Source organism: Legionella anisa, assembly GCF_001467525.1.
In the GTDB taxonomy this organism is placed as follows: domain Bacteria; phylum Pseudomonadota; class Gammaproteobacteria; order Legionellales; family Legionellaceae; genus Legionella; species Legionella anisa.
The window spans coordinates 99,711-112,712 of record NZ_LNXS01000022.1 but is presented as its reverse complement, the minus strand read 5'-3'; the positions used below and the strand labels follow the sequence as shown (position 1 = coordinate 112,712).

Genomic DNA, 13,002 nt, shown 5'->3' with positions numbered 1-13,002 from the left:
TTATTCAATACAGGAGTTATGGTAAAGATCATTGAGGGAGCAGTCTAGCTCACAAAATACAAGTTAAAAATTGTCACCAGTACAGCGTAACCTTATACATACGGGCTCCGCTGTACCTGGCGTTAAGACCATTGTTCAAATGTTAATTACTAAGGTTTAAACATTATCTATGACGGAGATTGTATAGGATAATATTCCTGATTATTTTCTCTTTTTATACTATCCTCCATGATATCATCTAATGCCCTAGCTAATTCTAAATATTTTTCAGCGAGTTTTTCCATTTCAACATAAGTTTTTTCTGCTGGTTTCAAAAAATCATTGTAGATGTCTTTGAGGGAGCTATTTTTAAGAATTAGCTGAGTAGACAATTGGCTAAATTTATTATTCGTCTCAGCAAGCAGTTTTTCAACTCTTATAATTTGAACATCAAGTTTATAAGCCGTGCTTGCCTTTGCTGCGGAAATTTTTTGTTGTACATTTTCCTTCAAAGGATCATATTGCTCAGCTGCTTGAGGATGGCTTTTTGCTTTTAGGTCCGCAATAGTATCATTAATTTTTTTAAATTTGCCTTCTAATTCCTTCATCAGGACAAGAGATGAATTAACGTTTGCTATTAATGGTGATTCTAATTGGTCTGTATCCGCCTTATCTGGAAAAAAACTCGAATGAAATTCTTCCTTGTCTCTTACATGAGACAGTGACTCTTTTAATTTTGCAAGTAAACCTTCTGCCTGGTCTACCTCACCAGATAATTGATGTAAAACATGCGGCACAGCTTCCAAATAATATTTAATTGCTTTCTCTTTTTGAACTTGTCGGAGCTGCATCCTCTGATATTCTGTTTGTGAAAACAGACCAGGCCTTTGTACTGCTTTCTCAATGAGTTTTTCTTGCACTTGTTCTTGTTTCTTTTCGTTTGGAAATTGCCTCCATTGAACAATTAATTTATCTAAATATTCATCAGTTAAAACTGGCTCATCGAATTCCATAGCAAAATTCATCTGCAACCCTAGTAACTTGTATAAACTTCCGTACAGTTCATCTTTATCTTTTAAACTGTATTCATCTAATTTCACTTCTTTAAGAGTACAACGAAAATCATTAATAAGATTTATTAAATAATCTACTGCATTAACGTCAGCCATATTCGTTCTATGGATTAAATCTCGGCAAATCATTGCCTTAATTTCGGTTGAAGTATTTGACGATTGAAGTAAAAACTCTAGTTCTTTGGTATCCATTAGCTCGATGAACGGTTGATAAATCTTTGAAATCATCCTATATTTTTCTTTTATGTCCGCTTGATACCATAATGTATCAGCTTGCATAACTAAATTGCGCAACATGCTCTTTTTTTCTTCATTTGTTAGCTTTAACCCATCTAAAAGATCACTTTTAATTTCTAGGGGTATATTTTTTGCGTTGAAAAACAAATTAGCCAATGGCATTGATTGAGAATTTTTGATCTGATTCACAACGTCTCGGCATAATTGCTCTAATTTGGCTGATTCACTTAAAAACTCAAAGCTAACTTGCTCTAATTTATCTTGATAAATGTCTTTCATTTTGTCTGAAAAAACATCACGAAAAATACTCGCGGCTTCTAAAATTTTAATGCACTCGGCTATATCCATATTTTTTTCTTTGTTAGCCAATAAATTCATCGTTGCCAACATTGGAGATACAATGTATGCCAAATGAGTACTCATATTGCCACGGGAAAAATAGAATTTATTAAATGAAAAAACTGCTTTAGCAAAAAAATGTTTTGCTTCATTATAGTCCTTGTTACTCACATTTTCTTGAGTGAGCAAATAATAGGCTATTTCAAGATAGCCGTATGCGGAAAGAAGATTTTCATTCTCTTTATCACTATTTTCTTTATAAATTTTATAAAACGGCACAGAGCCAGAATTCAGAGAGAAATGACCGTTAAAAATGTTTTCAAATCCGCTGTGAGCGTATTTTGTTAAAAAATTTCCTAGAAATTTCGGAGTGTCAGTCTCTTCCTCATCAATATAAGGAGCATATATATGTGGTGTAACTATTTGTGTAATCATTTGCCCCAATAAACTTATATCGTTAATTTTAAATTTATAATTTTTTTTATCTGGGCATTGGATAGATAACACATAGTGTGCTGATACGCCGGTATCGGTACTTACGATCTTTTCAATCTTTATGTTCTTCACATCATTAATAATTTCTTCTAATACATTTAAATCATTTGTATTTAATATATGATAGGGTTTCAAGTAATTAATTAAGTTGGAGCGACTAAAGCTTTCATGTACACTCACACTACTTTTACCTAAGGAAAGCTGATAAAAATCTCCAAGAAGCACTGCCTCAAATAAAAAATTCGCTCTTAAAATCAGCGCGTCTTTGCTATCAAATGCTCTGCTAGCATCCTCTAATAATTTTCGCCGATCTACTTTTCTTGTCACTTCTCGCATGGTTGTTAGTTGAGTAGAGGGGACATATCCAGAATTTGAATTTACGATATTTTTAATAAAATCAATTTCGAAGAATTGATTGGCGGGTGATGAGCTTGCTTGTTTATCTTTTCTTTCTTCGCGTTTAATGTACATAGTTTATATCTTCTTTACCATTAAATTGGTAAAATTATATCATAATTGAATAAAATTGGCACTAATTGATGACGTAATACTGCGTTTATTTATTCCTTAGTATATACTAGATGTGTTCAGTAACGATGACATGTGACAGGAAAGTTGGTTTAATATTATGAGGAATGGATAATGAGTAAAAAACTTCTCTGGTTTTCAACAATTGCATTAGTACTAATCTTTGGTCAACCAAGTTTCGCTTGTATCGGCGGCTCAAAAAATTGTGATTCCCATCATCGATTTGATAGGTTAGCACAAGAACTCAATCTCAATGCAGATCAAAAAGCCAAACTTAAAGCATATCGAGAAAAAGCTAGAGCTTCTCTCAAAGAAAACTATGCTCAACTTAGATTACTGCGCAATCAAATCAATTCTTTAATCAAAGCTGAGAAACTTGATGAAGCAAAACTTGATGTTTTAGTTGAAAAAGTAAATAAAATAAGGGGTTCTATACTAAAAACAAGAATAATAATACAGCATCAAATGCTTACACTTTTAAATGATAAACAAAAAGCTAAATTTCTTGAATTAAAGGAAAAATGGTTTATGGATCAGCAATAGTTAGACCAACATCAATGCCTGTCTTTAAAACAGGCAGATGCAGGTGACATATAGTCTGGTGTACAAAAACACCAGACTATAATAAAGTTTTCATTAACAACTGAATGACCTTATTACTTACGTGTGGCAACTGCTTTAAAATTTATAGTTACCTCATCTTTTATTTCACTCGTACTCGACCAGTCACCTTGTCCGATGCCAAAATCCAACCGTTTTACTGTAGTATGTCCTTCAACAACCAGATGATTTTTAGGTGATTCTACTGCAGTGAAGGTAAGTGTTACGGGCACTGACTTATTTTTTATGGTTAATGTTCCAGCAGCTTCATAATTTTTATCATCTTTTTTGGTGAATTTAGTCGACTTAAACTCAGCTTTTGGGAACTCCTTAGCATTAAACCAGTCTGGACCAAGTAGTATGGAACTTATTTCCGCATATGAGGTAGTAAGTGAACTCATGTTCACGACTACATCAACAGTACTGCTTTGATACTGTTCGGGATCTGCAGCAATGTTGGCGGTAAATTCTTTAAAAGTACCAGTAACAGGCGCATTATTTTGTGTTGCTGTAAAGCTTATGCTGCTTTCATTAGGTACTAGCGTCCATTCAGGTAAAGAAGCCGCGTTTGCACAGATACTATTCAAGAAAAATAGAAAGAAAAAATACTTTATTATTTTCATGGGAAAATTCTCCGTAATATATCGTCCTTATTAATAAAATGATGTTTAAGAGCAGCAGCCACATGCAGACAGATTGCTGCAATAAGAGCATAGCCTAACCATTTATGGACCCATTCAAATAAAACCCGTTTACTTTCATCAGGTGCTATAAGATCAGGTAAAGTAAACAATCCAAAAAATGATGCAGGCAATCCTGCAGCTGATGTAATTAACCAACCCGTAATTGGCATGGCAAACATAAATAAATAAAATGCCCAGTGCATACTGCGTGCAGCAATTTTTTCCAGCCAAGGTAAAGCCAGTTCAGGATTTTCATTAGCTAATCGCCAAACGATTCTTAAAATAGCTAAAAACAGAACTAAAAAACCGTACTCTTTATGCCAGCCATAGTATTTCAGCCTTTGGGCATTCCAGGGTATAGAAACCATATACAAACCAAGTGCCAATAATCCTATAATTAATAAAGCGATCACCCAATGAAATACTATGGTAACGATACCAAAATGAGTCGAGCTGTTTTTGATTTGCATAAGATATCCTATTCTTTACCCTGTCCTTTACCTTGATCTTGTTTTTTATTCTGATCCAGATACGCTTCAGCTCCAATAGAAAGGTTTACTTTATCACTCACTGAGGGCAAGAATGCATTGATTCCGAAATCAGAACGATTTATGGCAGATGTAGCGGTAAAACCAACGGACATTTTATTACTAATCAGATTCATTCCCACTTTATTTAAGGTAACTTGCAACACCACTGGCTTACTTACTCCGCGTAATGTTAAGGTACCCTCAACTGTTGCTTTATTATCACCTTGTGGGGTTACTTTATTGCTCACAAAAGTTGCTGTAGGGTAACGCTCGGCATCAAAAAACAAATTACTTTTCAGATGCTTATCCAACTCAGGAATACCCGTAATCATGTCCTTGACATCAATTGTCACATTGACTTTACTTTGACTTGGATTATCTTTATCAAGAACCAACTGTCCCGTTGCATACCATTTGCCATATTGAGTTGAGAAGCCCAAGTGCTCAGCACTCCATAATACATAAGTATGATTTTTATCCAAAGTATATGTGTCAGGTGCTGCGTAAATTGGAGCAGAAAAAGTAATTGCAATAAACAATGATGAGAGCCAGCTTCCTAAAATTTGCTTCATAATTAATTTCCTTTATTTTTAATATCAGTTTACATCAATTTTAATATTAAATTTTTACTCAGGCTTGAGACTACCACCGACAATCCGATCACACAGTCCTTTAGGTAACAAAATAAAGGCATCTTTTTGCTTGTCTTTCGTAGCAGAAGACGCGCACGAAGCAGTAGCAGTAGCGCAGTCATTCATACCTTTTTTAGAAATTCCATAACACTTTTCAGTTGCAGCAGCCGTATCGTTGTCTGCTGCTGAACTACCAGTTGCAACAAGAACAAAAAAAGCAGTCATTACTGATTGTATCAACTTATCGCGTGTAAACATTGTTTTCCCTTACATTAAATGAATTCTTCTTTAAAATACAATAGTGTTACTAAAACAACAAGTGAAAGGTTAAAAAGCCATATTAATGCTTACTCAAAGAAAAAATCAATCGCTGAAAGATCACTTGCAAAGGGTACTTTTGCCAAAAGAGGAGAAGTAAGTTTCTGGCATAATGTAGCAATATTAGCTGATAATTCGTACATGTTTGGATCAATACAATTGGCAATCCATCCTACACAATGAATGTTATTTGCACGCAAAGCCGTTTCTGTCAGCAAGGCATGATTAATACAACCTAATTTCATTCCAACCACAAGAATAACAGGTATCTTGGTAATCTGCAGAAAATCAATCCAGGTTTCATGGTCATTCAATGGAACCATTAATCCACCAGCACCTTCAATAAACAATTTTTCTATACCATCTAATTGTAAATTAAGGCAATAATCTGCAATTTCGGTAATGGATAAACAGACTCCTTCCCTATGCGCAGCAATATGAGGTGACACAGGCAGCTTAAATCGCCAAGGATTTATTACATCCAAACTAATATTATTTTTTTGCAAATTTTGTGCATCACTACTAACCAGCTTATTTTCTATTTCCATGCATCCACTTGCTACAGGTTTAATTGCAACTGCCGATGAAAAGTAATTTATTAAGCATGATGTTATATACGTTTTACCACAATCAGTATCGGTACCTGTAACAAAAAAACGCTTCATCTGATGAATCCTCGTAGCTCTTCAATAAATAAATCCATATGAGATAAAAAAGGCATGTGTGCAGCTCGTTTAAACAATACATATTTAAACTCTGGATAAGATAGTTGCATGGAATTCATCGTTTTAATCGGAACAATGGGATCGAGCCGGCCAAACATAAAACATGAAGGTTTATCAAACTGTTTTAATTCCTCCCGTAAATCCCAGGTTTCTAAAGTTTTAAGGCCTAACTCTAAGCCTTCTGGTGATGGGAGTTTATCAGGCAGATAATGCAGCTTATCATTACTGGTCAATCCATTAAGCTCTAAAAATTCTTTTAAAGTTACATGAGGTTCTTCTGATAGATTTTTATAAAATCTTTTAAAAACATCCTGAGAAATACCTGACCACAAATCAGAATTTAAAAATCGCGGCGATGAAGTTACGTTAACAAGATAATCTACCCTGCCATATTCCTCTACTGCCAAACGCATGGCATATAGCCCGCCCATAGACCAACCGATCAGCGCAAATTGATTAGGTAATTGCGCGATTAAACGCTCTTTAAATGAATCCCAATCCATAACTGGGCTATGGCCAAACCCCGGCAAATCTACCAATATCAGTTGATAATTCATGGAAAGTTTGGGTATCAATGGTAACCAAATCTGACTATCAAATCCCCATCCATGAAAGAAAACAAGAGGGAATCCTTTGCCATAATTATGGATGTTTATGTTCATAAATTACACTTAACATATCAAATAACCCCCGAATTTGTTCAGGAGTATGATTATAATTTAAAATGACACGCAACCCAGATGCTTTGATGCTCACCGTAGGCTTTCTTATTGCACAACAACTAAAACCGTGTTTTTTTAACTCGCGCGCATAGTATAAAGCCAAATGCGGACATCCTAATTGTAGTTGCTGAATTGGACTAATCGAATCAGTCCAATTTAGTGGGGATTGTTTAATATAAGATCTAAATAAATCAACCAATTGCGTTAATCTCAATCGTCTCTCTTCCGCATTTACTACAAATTCCAAAGTATTCAATAAGCCATAACTTAAAGCAGGGCTTACAGCAGTCGAATAAATAACAGAACGTCCTGCTTGTAATAATGCATCAATCCAGTCTGCTTTCCCAGCGACAAGCGCACCTTGAGCCGCATAAGCTTTTCCTAGCGGGATAATTCGTAATGGCACTTCATTTTGAGTTAATCCATGATAGGCTGTTGCTCCCTTCCCCTGACTGCCTAAAACACCAAAAGAATGAGCCTCATCTACAATCAGCGCATTTTGACTCACATTGCAAAGAGAAAATAGCTCTGCCAATGGAGCCAATTGGCCACTCATACTAAAAATACCTTCAGTTATTAGAGCCGAGCATTCAAAATGTTTGGTTAACTTACGACTTAAGTCATCTAAATTATTATGCAAATAACGTGTATAGTTTACCTGTGACAAAGCCAAACCATCATAAATTGAAGCATGTATTTCTTTATCAATAAAACAATGAACTTTCAATTTACCAAGTAAGGCTGTCACTGCAAGATTTGCTGCGTAACCTGAAGAAAATAAAATACAGTCATCTGCACCTAATAAATTGGCAAACGCTTCTTCAACAGCACGATGATTGGCATGATAACCACTCAGCAACATCGATGCACCACTGCCACTAGGGTACAAGGCATATCCACGTTGATATCCTTCAGCAATACGTTTATCGCGAGTTAAAGATAAATAATCATTGCTGTCAAAATGAATTAAAGATGAATTTTCAGCTGTCACAAGTCTATGCCTTAGCAGGCCTTCATGCGTCAGCTGATTCGTATAATCTCTAATTTTATTACTTAGAGGCATTTAGGCCATCTCAGTTAAACCAAGTTTATCAAAAAGAGCCTTATCCTTAGTTCTCTGTGGATTTTCTTCAGTTAAAAGTTTATCACCTAACCATGCAGAGTTTGCTCCAGCATAGAAACATAAAGCTTGTAGTTCATCACTCATTCCGACTCTTCCAGCTGATAGTCGAATCATACTTTTTGGCATTAATATTCGTGCAGTTGCAATGGTTCTAACTAATTCAATCCCTTCAACTTCAGCTGCCTTTGCAAGAGGAGTTCCTGTAACTGGGATTAGACGATTAATAGGAACACTTTCTGGAGGGGATTCCATATTTGCCAAAGTTAACAAGAATTCAATCCGGTCCTCACGTGTCTCACCCAAACCTAGAATACCACCACAACATACGTTAATTCCGGCATCTCGAACATGATTTAATGTATCTAAACGATCACTGAACTTGCGTGTTGTAACTACTTTTTCATAATATGAAGGCGATGTATCAATATTATGATTATAATAATCCAAGCCAGCTTCTTTTAAAGAAACTGCTTGTTCTTGATTCAGCATCCCTAAAGTCATACAGGTTTCTAATCCTAATGCTTTAACTCCTTGGATCATTTCTTTCAACTCACCCATAACCTTATCTGGTGGGCAACGCCACGCAGCGCCCATGCAAAATCGCTGTGCTCCGCCCTCTTTGGCTTCCTTGGCACATTTCAAAACATCCTCTACAGACATTAATTTTTCTTTTTCAACATGAGTTTTATAATGACCACTTTGCGAACAATAACCACAATCTTCAGGACAAGCACCTGTTTTGATGCTAAGCAAAGAAGCAAATTGTAAAGAGTTTGGCTGATGATTTGCTCTATGCACCGTAGAGGCTTGATGCAATAAATCATTAAAAGGTTGTTCATAAATTGCTGTAATTTCAGAAACAGACCAATGTTTCTTAACTTGAGTCACAACAGTACCTCCTAATTAAAGTTTTAAAAGTAATCTAATTATCCTATAGAAAATTAGATCTCTTTTGTAAATTCAAATTTTATTTGATTAGCGGACATGATAAAGTGCCCCCCAAGCTTGTCAACCAAAATTTTTAAAATGGTCAACACACACCAATTAATCAGTCGAGATTTGAAACATTTTTGGCACCCTTGTTCCCAAATGAAAGACTTTGAAACATGCCCTCCCTTGATTATTGAAAAAGCTCAAGGAAGTTATCTTTATACCAATAAAGGCCCCTTAATTGATGCCATTTCCAGCTGGTGGTGTAAATCATTAGGTCATGGCCATCCTGCAGTTATTGAAGCGATAAACGCTCAGTTGGAGTGTTTTGAACATGTCATTACAGCAAATACTACGCACCCAGCTCTTGTTGAGTTGGCAGAAGAGTTAGCGAAAATTACTAAAAAACAACACGTTTTTTTTGCCAGTGATGGTTCAAGTGCTGTTGAAATTGCGATGAAATTAGCAATTCATGCCAATCAGATTAAAGGTTTTACAGATAAAAAACAGTTTATTGCTCTAAAGAATGGATATCATGGGGAAACACTGGGCACAATGAGTGTTAGTGATTTGGGACTTTATAAAGCGCCATACACATCATTTGGTCTGACTTGCCATTACATACAAAATATTCCTTACATTTCCGGTAAAGAAGATTCTTTATGGCACAATTGTGATTCATATTGGTCCACTGTTGAAAAAGAATTAGAAGCAATTAGTGATAAAGTCTGCGCTATTATTGTTGAACCCTTGCTGCAAGGCGCAGGAGGAATGTTGTGTTACAGCCCTGATTTTCTAAAAAGGTTATCATCCTGGGCTCAAAGTAAAAACATTTACCTTATTGCCGATGAAATAATGACTGGAATGGGGCGAACGGGTAAATGGTTGGCTTCAAATCATGCAGAAGTTGAACCTGATCTTATTTGTTTATCCAAAGGATTAACCTCAGGCTCTATTCCTCTAAGTTGTGTCATGATCGACAACTCTGTTTTTGATCTTTTTTATGCAGATTATACAGCGGGTAAATCCTTCTTACATTCACATACATATAGCGGGAACCCACTAGCAGTCAGCGCTGCATTAGCAACCATTCGCACTATGCATCAAGAAAAAATAATTGAACAAGCAAAAAATCTAGGCGAATACATGCTTTCTGCTTTAACTGAGGTTGCAAAGCTTTCAGGTAAATTAAGCAATATTCGAGGCCTTGGAGCGATTGTAGCTGCTGATCTCGAGGACACAGGACAAAACCGAATAGGTAATAAGGTTTATCAACACGCCTTGGAGCATGGAGCTTTAATTAGACCTATAGGGAATACGCTTTATTGGCTTCCCCCATTAAATACGGATTATGAGGTAATTGGGAAATTAGCGGAAATAACACTACACTCTATAAAGGGAGCTTATGTAATACCTTAAAATCATGCGAAAAATATTCAGCAACATGACATTTTTTGTCTACAAGCAATTCAAATTATTCTGGATATTTTTCACCATTCTTTTACTTATTATTTTTTCTTATATCAATTGGCATAATAACGTTAAAGTCTCTTTTACTTTGGTTACTGAAGTATGTAATAAACTCGCGGATAACCTTGATGACTTTATTAATGATATTCTTCAGGATTTAAATCAAATTCCTTCCTACAAGAAGGAAAACCTAACATGTACCGATAATTTTCTTCCTTTTTTGCAATACATGATTATCAATCATGCACAAATTTCTGGATTGGCAATTCGCGATAAAAAACATCAGATTATATGTTCTACCCTACCTCATAATCAGACTTTTCTCTTGGGCCAAGGTATACATCAGACGATTATAGGGCCATTAAAAATACCTATGTTCAATCATCCAATTTTTGCAGTTCAAAAAAAAATTGGTGATTATCAGGTAGAAATAATTATTATGACATCAACACTTGAAAATATATTGAATGTCCCAGAAAGTAATCAGCGCATCATCACCTTATATGACATCAATCAGAAAAAGGAAATTTTCCAAATAGGAAAAATAACAGGAGCTTCTTGGATAGATAAATTGTTTCTTGATTCATCCTATCCATTTCAAAAAATATTCGCTACAGTAAAATTAAACAGCCTTAATGGTGTTTTACTTACAGTTACAGAACCCGATCAAACCATAATTAATACTCTTTGGCATAAACAAATCTTAGTTGCTCTTTATGTTTTAGTACTTTCAACTTTCTTATATTTTTTAATTAGGAATCAATTTAACAGGTATTATTCTTTGCATGGAGCAATGAAGCAAGCCATTAGGAGCGGACAATTTTACCCCGTTTATCAACCCTTATTTGATGCAAAAAGTAATGCCTGTTCTGGTGCTGAGGTTCTCTTAAGGTGGCAAGATAATCAAGATGAAATTATTATGCCCGATCTTTTTATAGAAGAAGCAGAAAACACAGGTTTAATTGTTCCAATAACATTGCAAATTATTGAAACAGCATTTAAAGAAACGAAAAATATCTTAAGGTCTAAACCTAGCTTCCACTTATCATTTAACATTTGTGCACTGCATTTTACTGACGATGATTTTTTCCCTCATTTTTATAAAATCATGCGACATTATTCTATTTCACCCAAACAAATATTGTTAGAAATAACAGAACGTTATCTACTCGATATGAATGATGAAATTTATATAAACAGATTACAAGAGCTCAGAGATGCGGGATATTCATTAGCTATAGACGATTATGGAACAGGGCATTCGAGTATCAGCTACTTGCAATACTATCCTTTTAATTATCTTAAAATTGACAAAATATTCATTCATGCTATAGGAACAAAAGCAATCACAGAAACATTAAACGACGCAATCATTCATTTAGCAAAAAAAATTAATTTAACTATTATTGCAGAAGGTGTAGAAACAAAAGAGCAAGTAAATTATTTATTACAAAACGAAGTTCAATTTCTTCAGGGCTGGTATTTTTCAAAAGCCCTACATATTGAACAATTACTGGAATTGCTTAAGGGGAAAAAAAATGAATAAGTACATGGGAGCTTGTTTTTTTCTTGTTCTAGGTATTTCGTCTTCAAGTTTTGCTCAGCCACCAGTAAATATGGGTAATTACTGGCAATGTTCAACACGTGACATAACCCATACAAAATGGACTGCACAAAGTGCTTATCAAAAAATAGCTTTAAATCTTTCTTATGCTGAATGTAAAAAAGGCAGTAAGTCCCCAGCTACCTGCAAAGTGTCCAAAGCAAGTTGTATCAAATTCGTTAATGGTATCAATACTACACCCATGTGGCGATGTACCGCTTTTGATAGAGAAGCATTGCCCTGGAGAAGTAATCTCTATCCAAATCGTGAAGATGCAGCATTGGCTGCCCTAGCATTTTGTAAACATAAAAGCCCTGTTCCTTATACGTGCTCCATTAATGTAGTAACGTGCATGAATAAAAATGAGATTTAAATATGGTTTATTGCGTTGGATTAACAGGTGATATAGCAAGTGGAAAAACGACAGTTGCTGAACTTTTTTCAGAGCTAGGTGTCGAAGTCATTCACGCCGATAAAATATCAAGAGAAATTACTAAAAAAAATAAAGCCGCATATAGAAGAATTGTTGCGCATTATGGTTTTAAAATTCTTAAAGAAGATGGGGAACTGGATCGTAACAAACTAAGAGAAATAATCTTTTCGAACCATGAGGAGCGAGACTGGCTTGAACGCCTCTTACATCCACCTATCCGTAATGAGATTAAAAAACGAGTTGATGCGAGTACAACTCCTTATTGCATGATAGAAATACCTTTGCTGATTACAAAACAAGCCTACCCTTATATCAATCAAATTTTGCTTGTTTGTGCGCCAATGGAACTACAAATATCACGATTAATGCAACGAGATCAATGCAGTAAAGAACAAGCCCAGGCTATTATATCTATTCAGCCTAATACTCATCTGCGCTTAGAAAATGCAGATGATGTAATTGTTAATAATATGGATATTATTGAATTAACCAGGAGAGTAAATGATTTACATTATAAATATCTTCGAGAATCAAAAAATTTATAATAGACATTTTTACTCCATAACAGTTGAACGAAACACT

14 protein-coding genes are annotated in these 13,002 nt (G+C 35.1%); 5 read left to right on the top strand and 9 right to left on the bottom strand.

Annotated features, from left to right (window positions below; all coding sequences use genetic code 11):
- Window positions 1–167 precede the first annotated feature (167 nt).
- Entirely contained in the window at window positions 168–2,594 is a 2,427-nt protein-coding gene (locus Lani_RS07815; RefSeq protein WP_019232253.1) for a hypothetical protein, read from the bottom strand.
- A 171-nt stretch (window positions 2,595–2,765) separates the two neighbouring features.
- On the opposite strand from Lani_RS07815, the gene Lani_RS07810 reads away from it, so the two are divergent.
- Complete coding sequence (locus Lani_RS07810; protein ID WP_019232252.1) at window positions 2,766–3,194, top strand: Spy/CpxP family protein refolding chaperone; 429 nt, start codon at window positions 2,766–2,768, stop codon at window positions 3,192–3,194.
- A gap of 113 nt (window positions 3,195–3,307) precedes the next feature.
- On the opposite strand, the gene Lani_RS07805 is transcribed toward Lani_RS07810, so the two are convergent.
- From Lani_RS07805 to bioB, 8 genes are all read right to left on the bottom strand, one after another.
- Window positions 3,308–3,874 (bottom strand): YceI family protein, encoded by a 567-nt coding sequence (locus Lani_RS07805; RefSeq protein ID WP_019232251.1) that lies wholly within the window; start codon window positions 3,872–3,874, stop codon window positions 3,308–3,310.
- Window positions 3,871–4,404 carry a cytochrome b gene (locus Lani_RS07800; protein WP_019232250.1) on the bottom strand — a complete coding sequence of 178 codons (534 nt, stop codon included), beginning with the start codon at window positions 4,402–4,404 and terminating at the stop codon, window positions 3,871–3,873. Before Lani_RS07800 ends, Lani_RS07805 begins: the two co-directional genes overlap by 4 nt.
- An 8-nt stretch (window positions 4,405–4,412) precedes the next feature.
- Entirely contained in the window at window positions 4,413–5,036 is a 624-nt protein-coding gene (locus tag Lani_RS07795; protein WP_019232249.1) for a YceI family protein, read from the bottom strand.
- Window positions 5,037–5,090: 54 nt separating this feature from the next.
- Window positions 5,091–5,354: a BufA1 family periplasmic bufferin-type metallophore gene (locus Lani_RS07790; protein ID WP_019232248.1), complete on the bottom strand. Its 264-nt coding sequence runs from the start codon at window positions 5,352–5,354 to the stop codon at window positions 5,091–5,093.
- A gap of 89 nt (window positions 5,355–5,443) precedes the next feature.
- On the bottom strand, window positions 5,444–6,079 hold the full coding sequence (gene bioD / locus Lani_RS07785; protein WP_019232247.1) for a dethiobiotin synthase: 636 nt from the start codon (window positions 6,077–6,079) through the stop codon (window positions 5,444–5,446).
- Window positions 6,076–6,801, bottom strand: a complete 726-nt coding sequence (locus tag Lani_RS07780) for an alpha/beta fold hydrolase (RefSeq protein WP_019232246.1) — start codon at window positions 6,799–6,801, stop codon at window positions 6,076–6,078. Before Lani_RS07780 ends, bioD begins: the two co-directional genes overlap by 4 nt.
- On the bottom strand, window positions 6,782–7,924 hold the full coding sequence (locus Lani_RS07775; RefSeq protein WP_019232245.1) for an aminotransferase class I/II-fold pyridoxal phosphate-dependent enzyme: 1,143 nt from the start codon (window positions 7,922–7,924) through the stop codon (window positions 6,782–6,784). Before Lani_RS07775 ends, Lani_RS07780 begins: the two co-directional genes overlap by 20 nt.
- The gene (bioB, locus tag Lani_RS07770) at window positions 7,925–8,872 is read right to left on the bottom strand and encodes a biotin synthase BioB (protein ID WP_019232244.1); all 948 of its coding nucleotides are present in this window, start codon (window positions 8,870–8,872) and stop codon (window positions 7,925–7,927) included. It abuts the gene before it with no gap.
- A 138-nt stretch (window positions 8,873–9,010) separates the two neighbouring features.
- Here bioB and bioA point away from each other — a divergent pair, with 138 nt between their 5' ends.
- Genes bioA through coaE form a run of 4 tightly spaced genes read left to right on the top strand, consistent with a single transcriptional unit; the run spans window position 9,011 to window position 12,965 of the window.
- Window positions 9,011–10,333 carry an adenosylmethionine--8-amino-7-oxononanoate transaminase gene (gene bioA, locus Lani_RS07765; RefSeq protein WP_040521957.1) on the top strand — a complete coding sequence of 441 codons (1,323 nt, stop codon included), beginning with the start codon at window positions 9,011–9,013 and terminating at the stop codon, window positions 10,331–10,333.
- 25 nt (window positions 10,334–10,358) lie between these two features.
- Window positions 10,359–11,930: an EAL domain-containing protein gene (locus tag Lani_RS07760; RefSeq protein WP_223499441.1), complete on the top strand. Its 1,572-nt coding sequence runs from the start codon at window positions 10,359–10,361 to the stop codon at window positions 11,928–11,930.
- Window positions 11,923–12,360: a hypothetical protein gene (locus tag Lani_RS07755; protein WP_019232241.1), complete on the top strand. Its 438-nt coding sequence runs from the start codon at window positions 11,923–11,925 to the stop codon at window positions 12,358–12,360. Before Lani_RS07760 ends, Lani_RS07755 begins: the two co-directional genes overlap by 8 nt.
- Before the next feature lie 2 nt (window positions 12,361–12,362).
- A complete protein-coding gene (gene coaE / locus Lani_RS07750) occupies window positions 12,363–12,965 on the top strand; it encodes a dephospho-CoA kinase (protein WP_019232240.1) in 603 nt (200 codons plus the stop codon).
- The last annotated feature ends 37 nt before the right edge of the window (window positions 12,966–13,002 follow it).

Bases quoted from the DNA above. Each gene is read 5' to 3' on its own strand.
- Lani_RS07760 (WP_223499441.1), top strand. From the start codon at position 10,359: ATGACATTTTTTGTCTACAAGCAATTCAAATTATTCTGGATATTTTTC.
- Lani_RS07775 (WP_019232245.1), bottom strand. From the start codon at position 7,924: ATGCCTCTAAGTAATAAAATTAGAGATTATACGAATCAGCTGACGCAT.
- Lani_RS07805 (WP_019232251.1), bottom strand. From the start codon at position 3,874: ATGAAAATAATAAAGTATTTTTTCTTTCTATTTTTCTTGAATAGTATC.
- Lani_RS07790 (WP_019232248.1), bottom strand. From the start codon at position 5,354: ATGTTTACACGCGATAAGTTGATACAATCAGTAATGACTGCTTTTTTT.
- Lani_RS07800 (WP_019232250.1), bottom strand. From the start codon at position 4,404: ATGCAAATCAAAAACAGCTCGACTCATTTTGGTATCGTTACCATAGTA.
- Lani_RS07780 (WP_019232246.1), bottom strand. From the start codon at position 6,801: ATGAACATAAACATCCATAATTATGGCAAAGGATTCCCTCTTGTTTTC.
- bioA (WP_040521957.1), top strand. From the start codon at position 9,011: ATGGTCAACACACACCAATTAATCAGTCGAGATTTGAAACATTTTTGG.
- coaE (WP_019232240.1), top strand. From the start codon at position 12,363: ATGGTTTATTGCGTTGGATTAACAGGTGATATAGCAAGTGGAAAAACG.
- Lani_RS07815 (WP_019232253.1), bottom strand. From the start codon at position 2,594: ATGTACATTAAACGCGAAGAAAGAAAAGATAAACAAGCAAGCTCATCA.
- Lani_RS07795 (WP_019232249.1), bottom strand. From the start codon at position 5,036: ATGAAGCAAATTTTAGGAAGCTGGCTCTCATCATTGTTTATTGCAATT.
- Lani_RS07755 (WP_019232241.1), top strand. From the start codon at position 11,923: ATGAATAAGTACATGGGAGCTTGTTTTTTTCTTGTTCTAGGTATTTCG.
- Lani_RS07810 (WP_019232252.1), top strand. From the start codon at position 2,766: ATGAGTAAAAAACTTCTCTGGTTTTCAACAATTGCATTAGTACTAATC.
- bioD (WP_019232247.1), bottom strand. From the start codon at position 6,079: ATGAAGCGTTTTTTTGTTACAGGTACCGATACTGATTGTGGTAAAACG.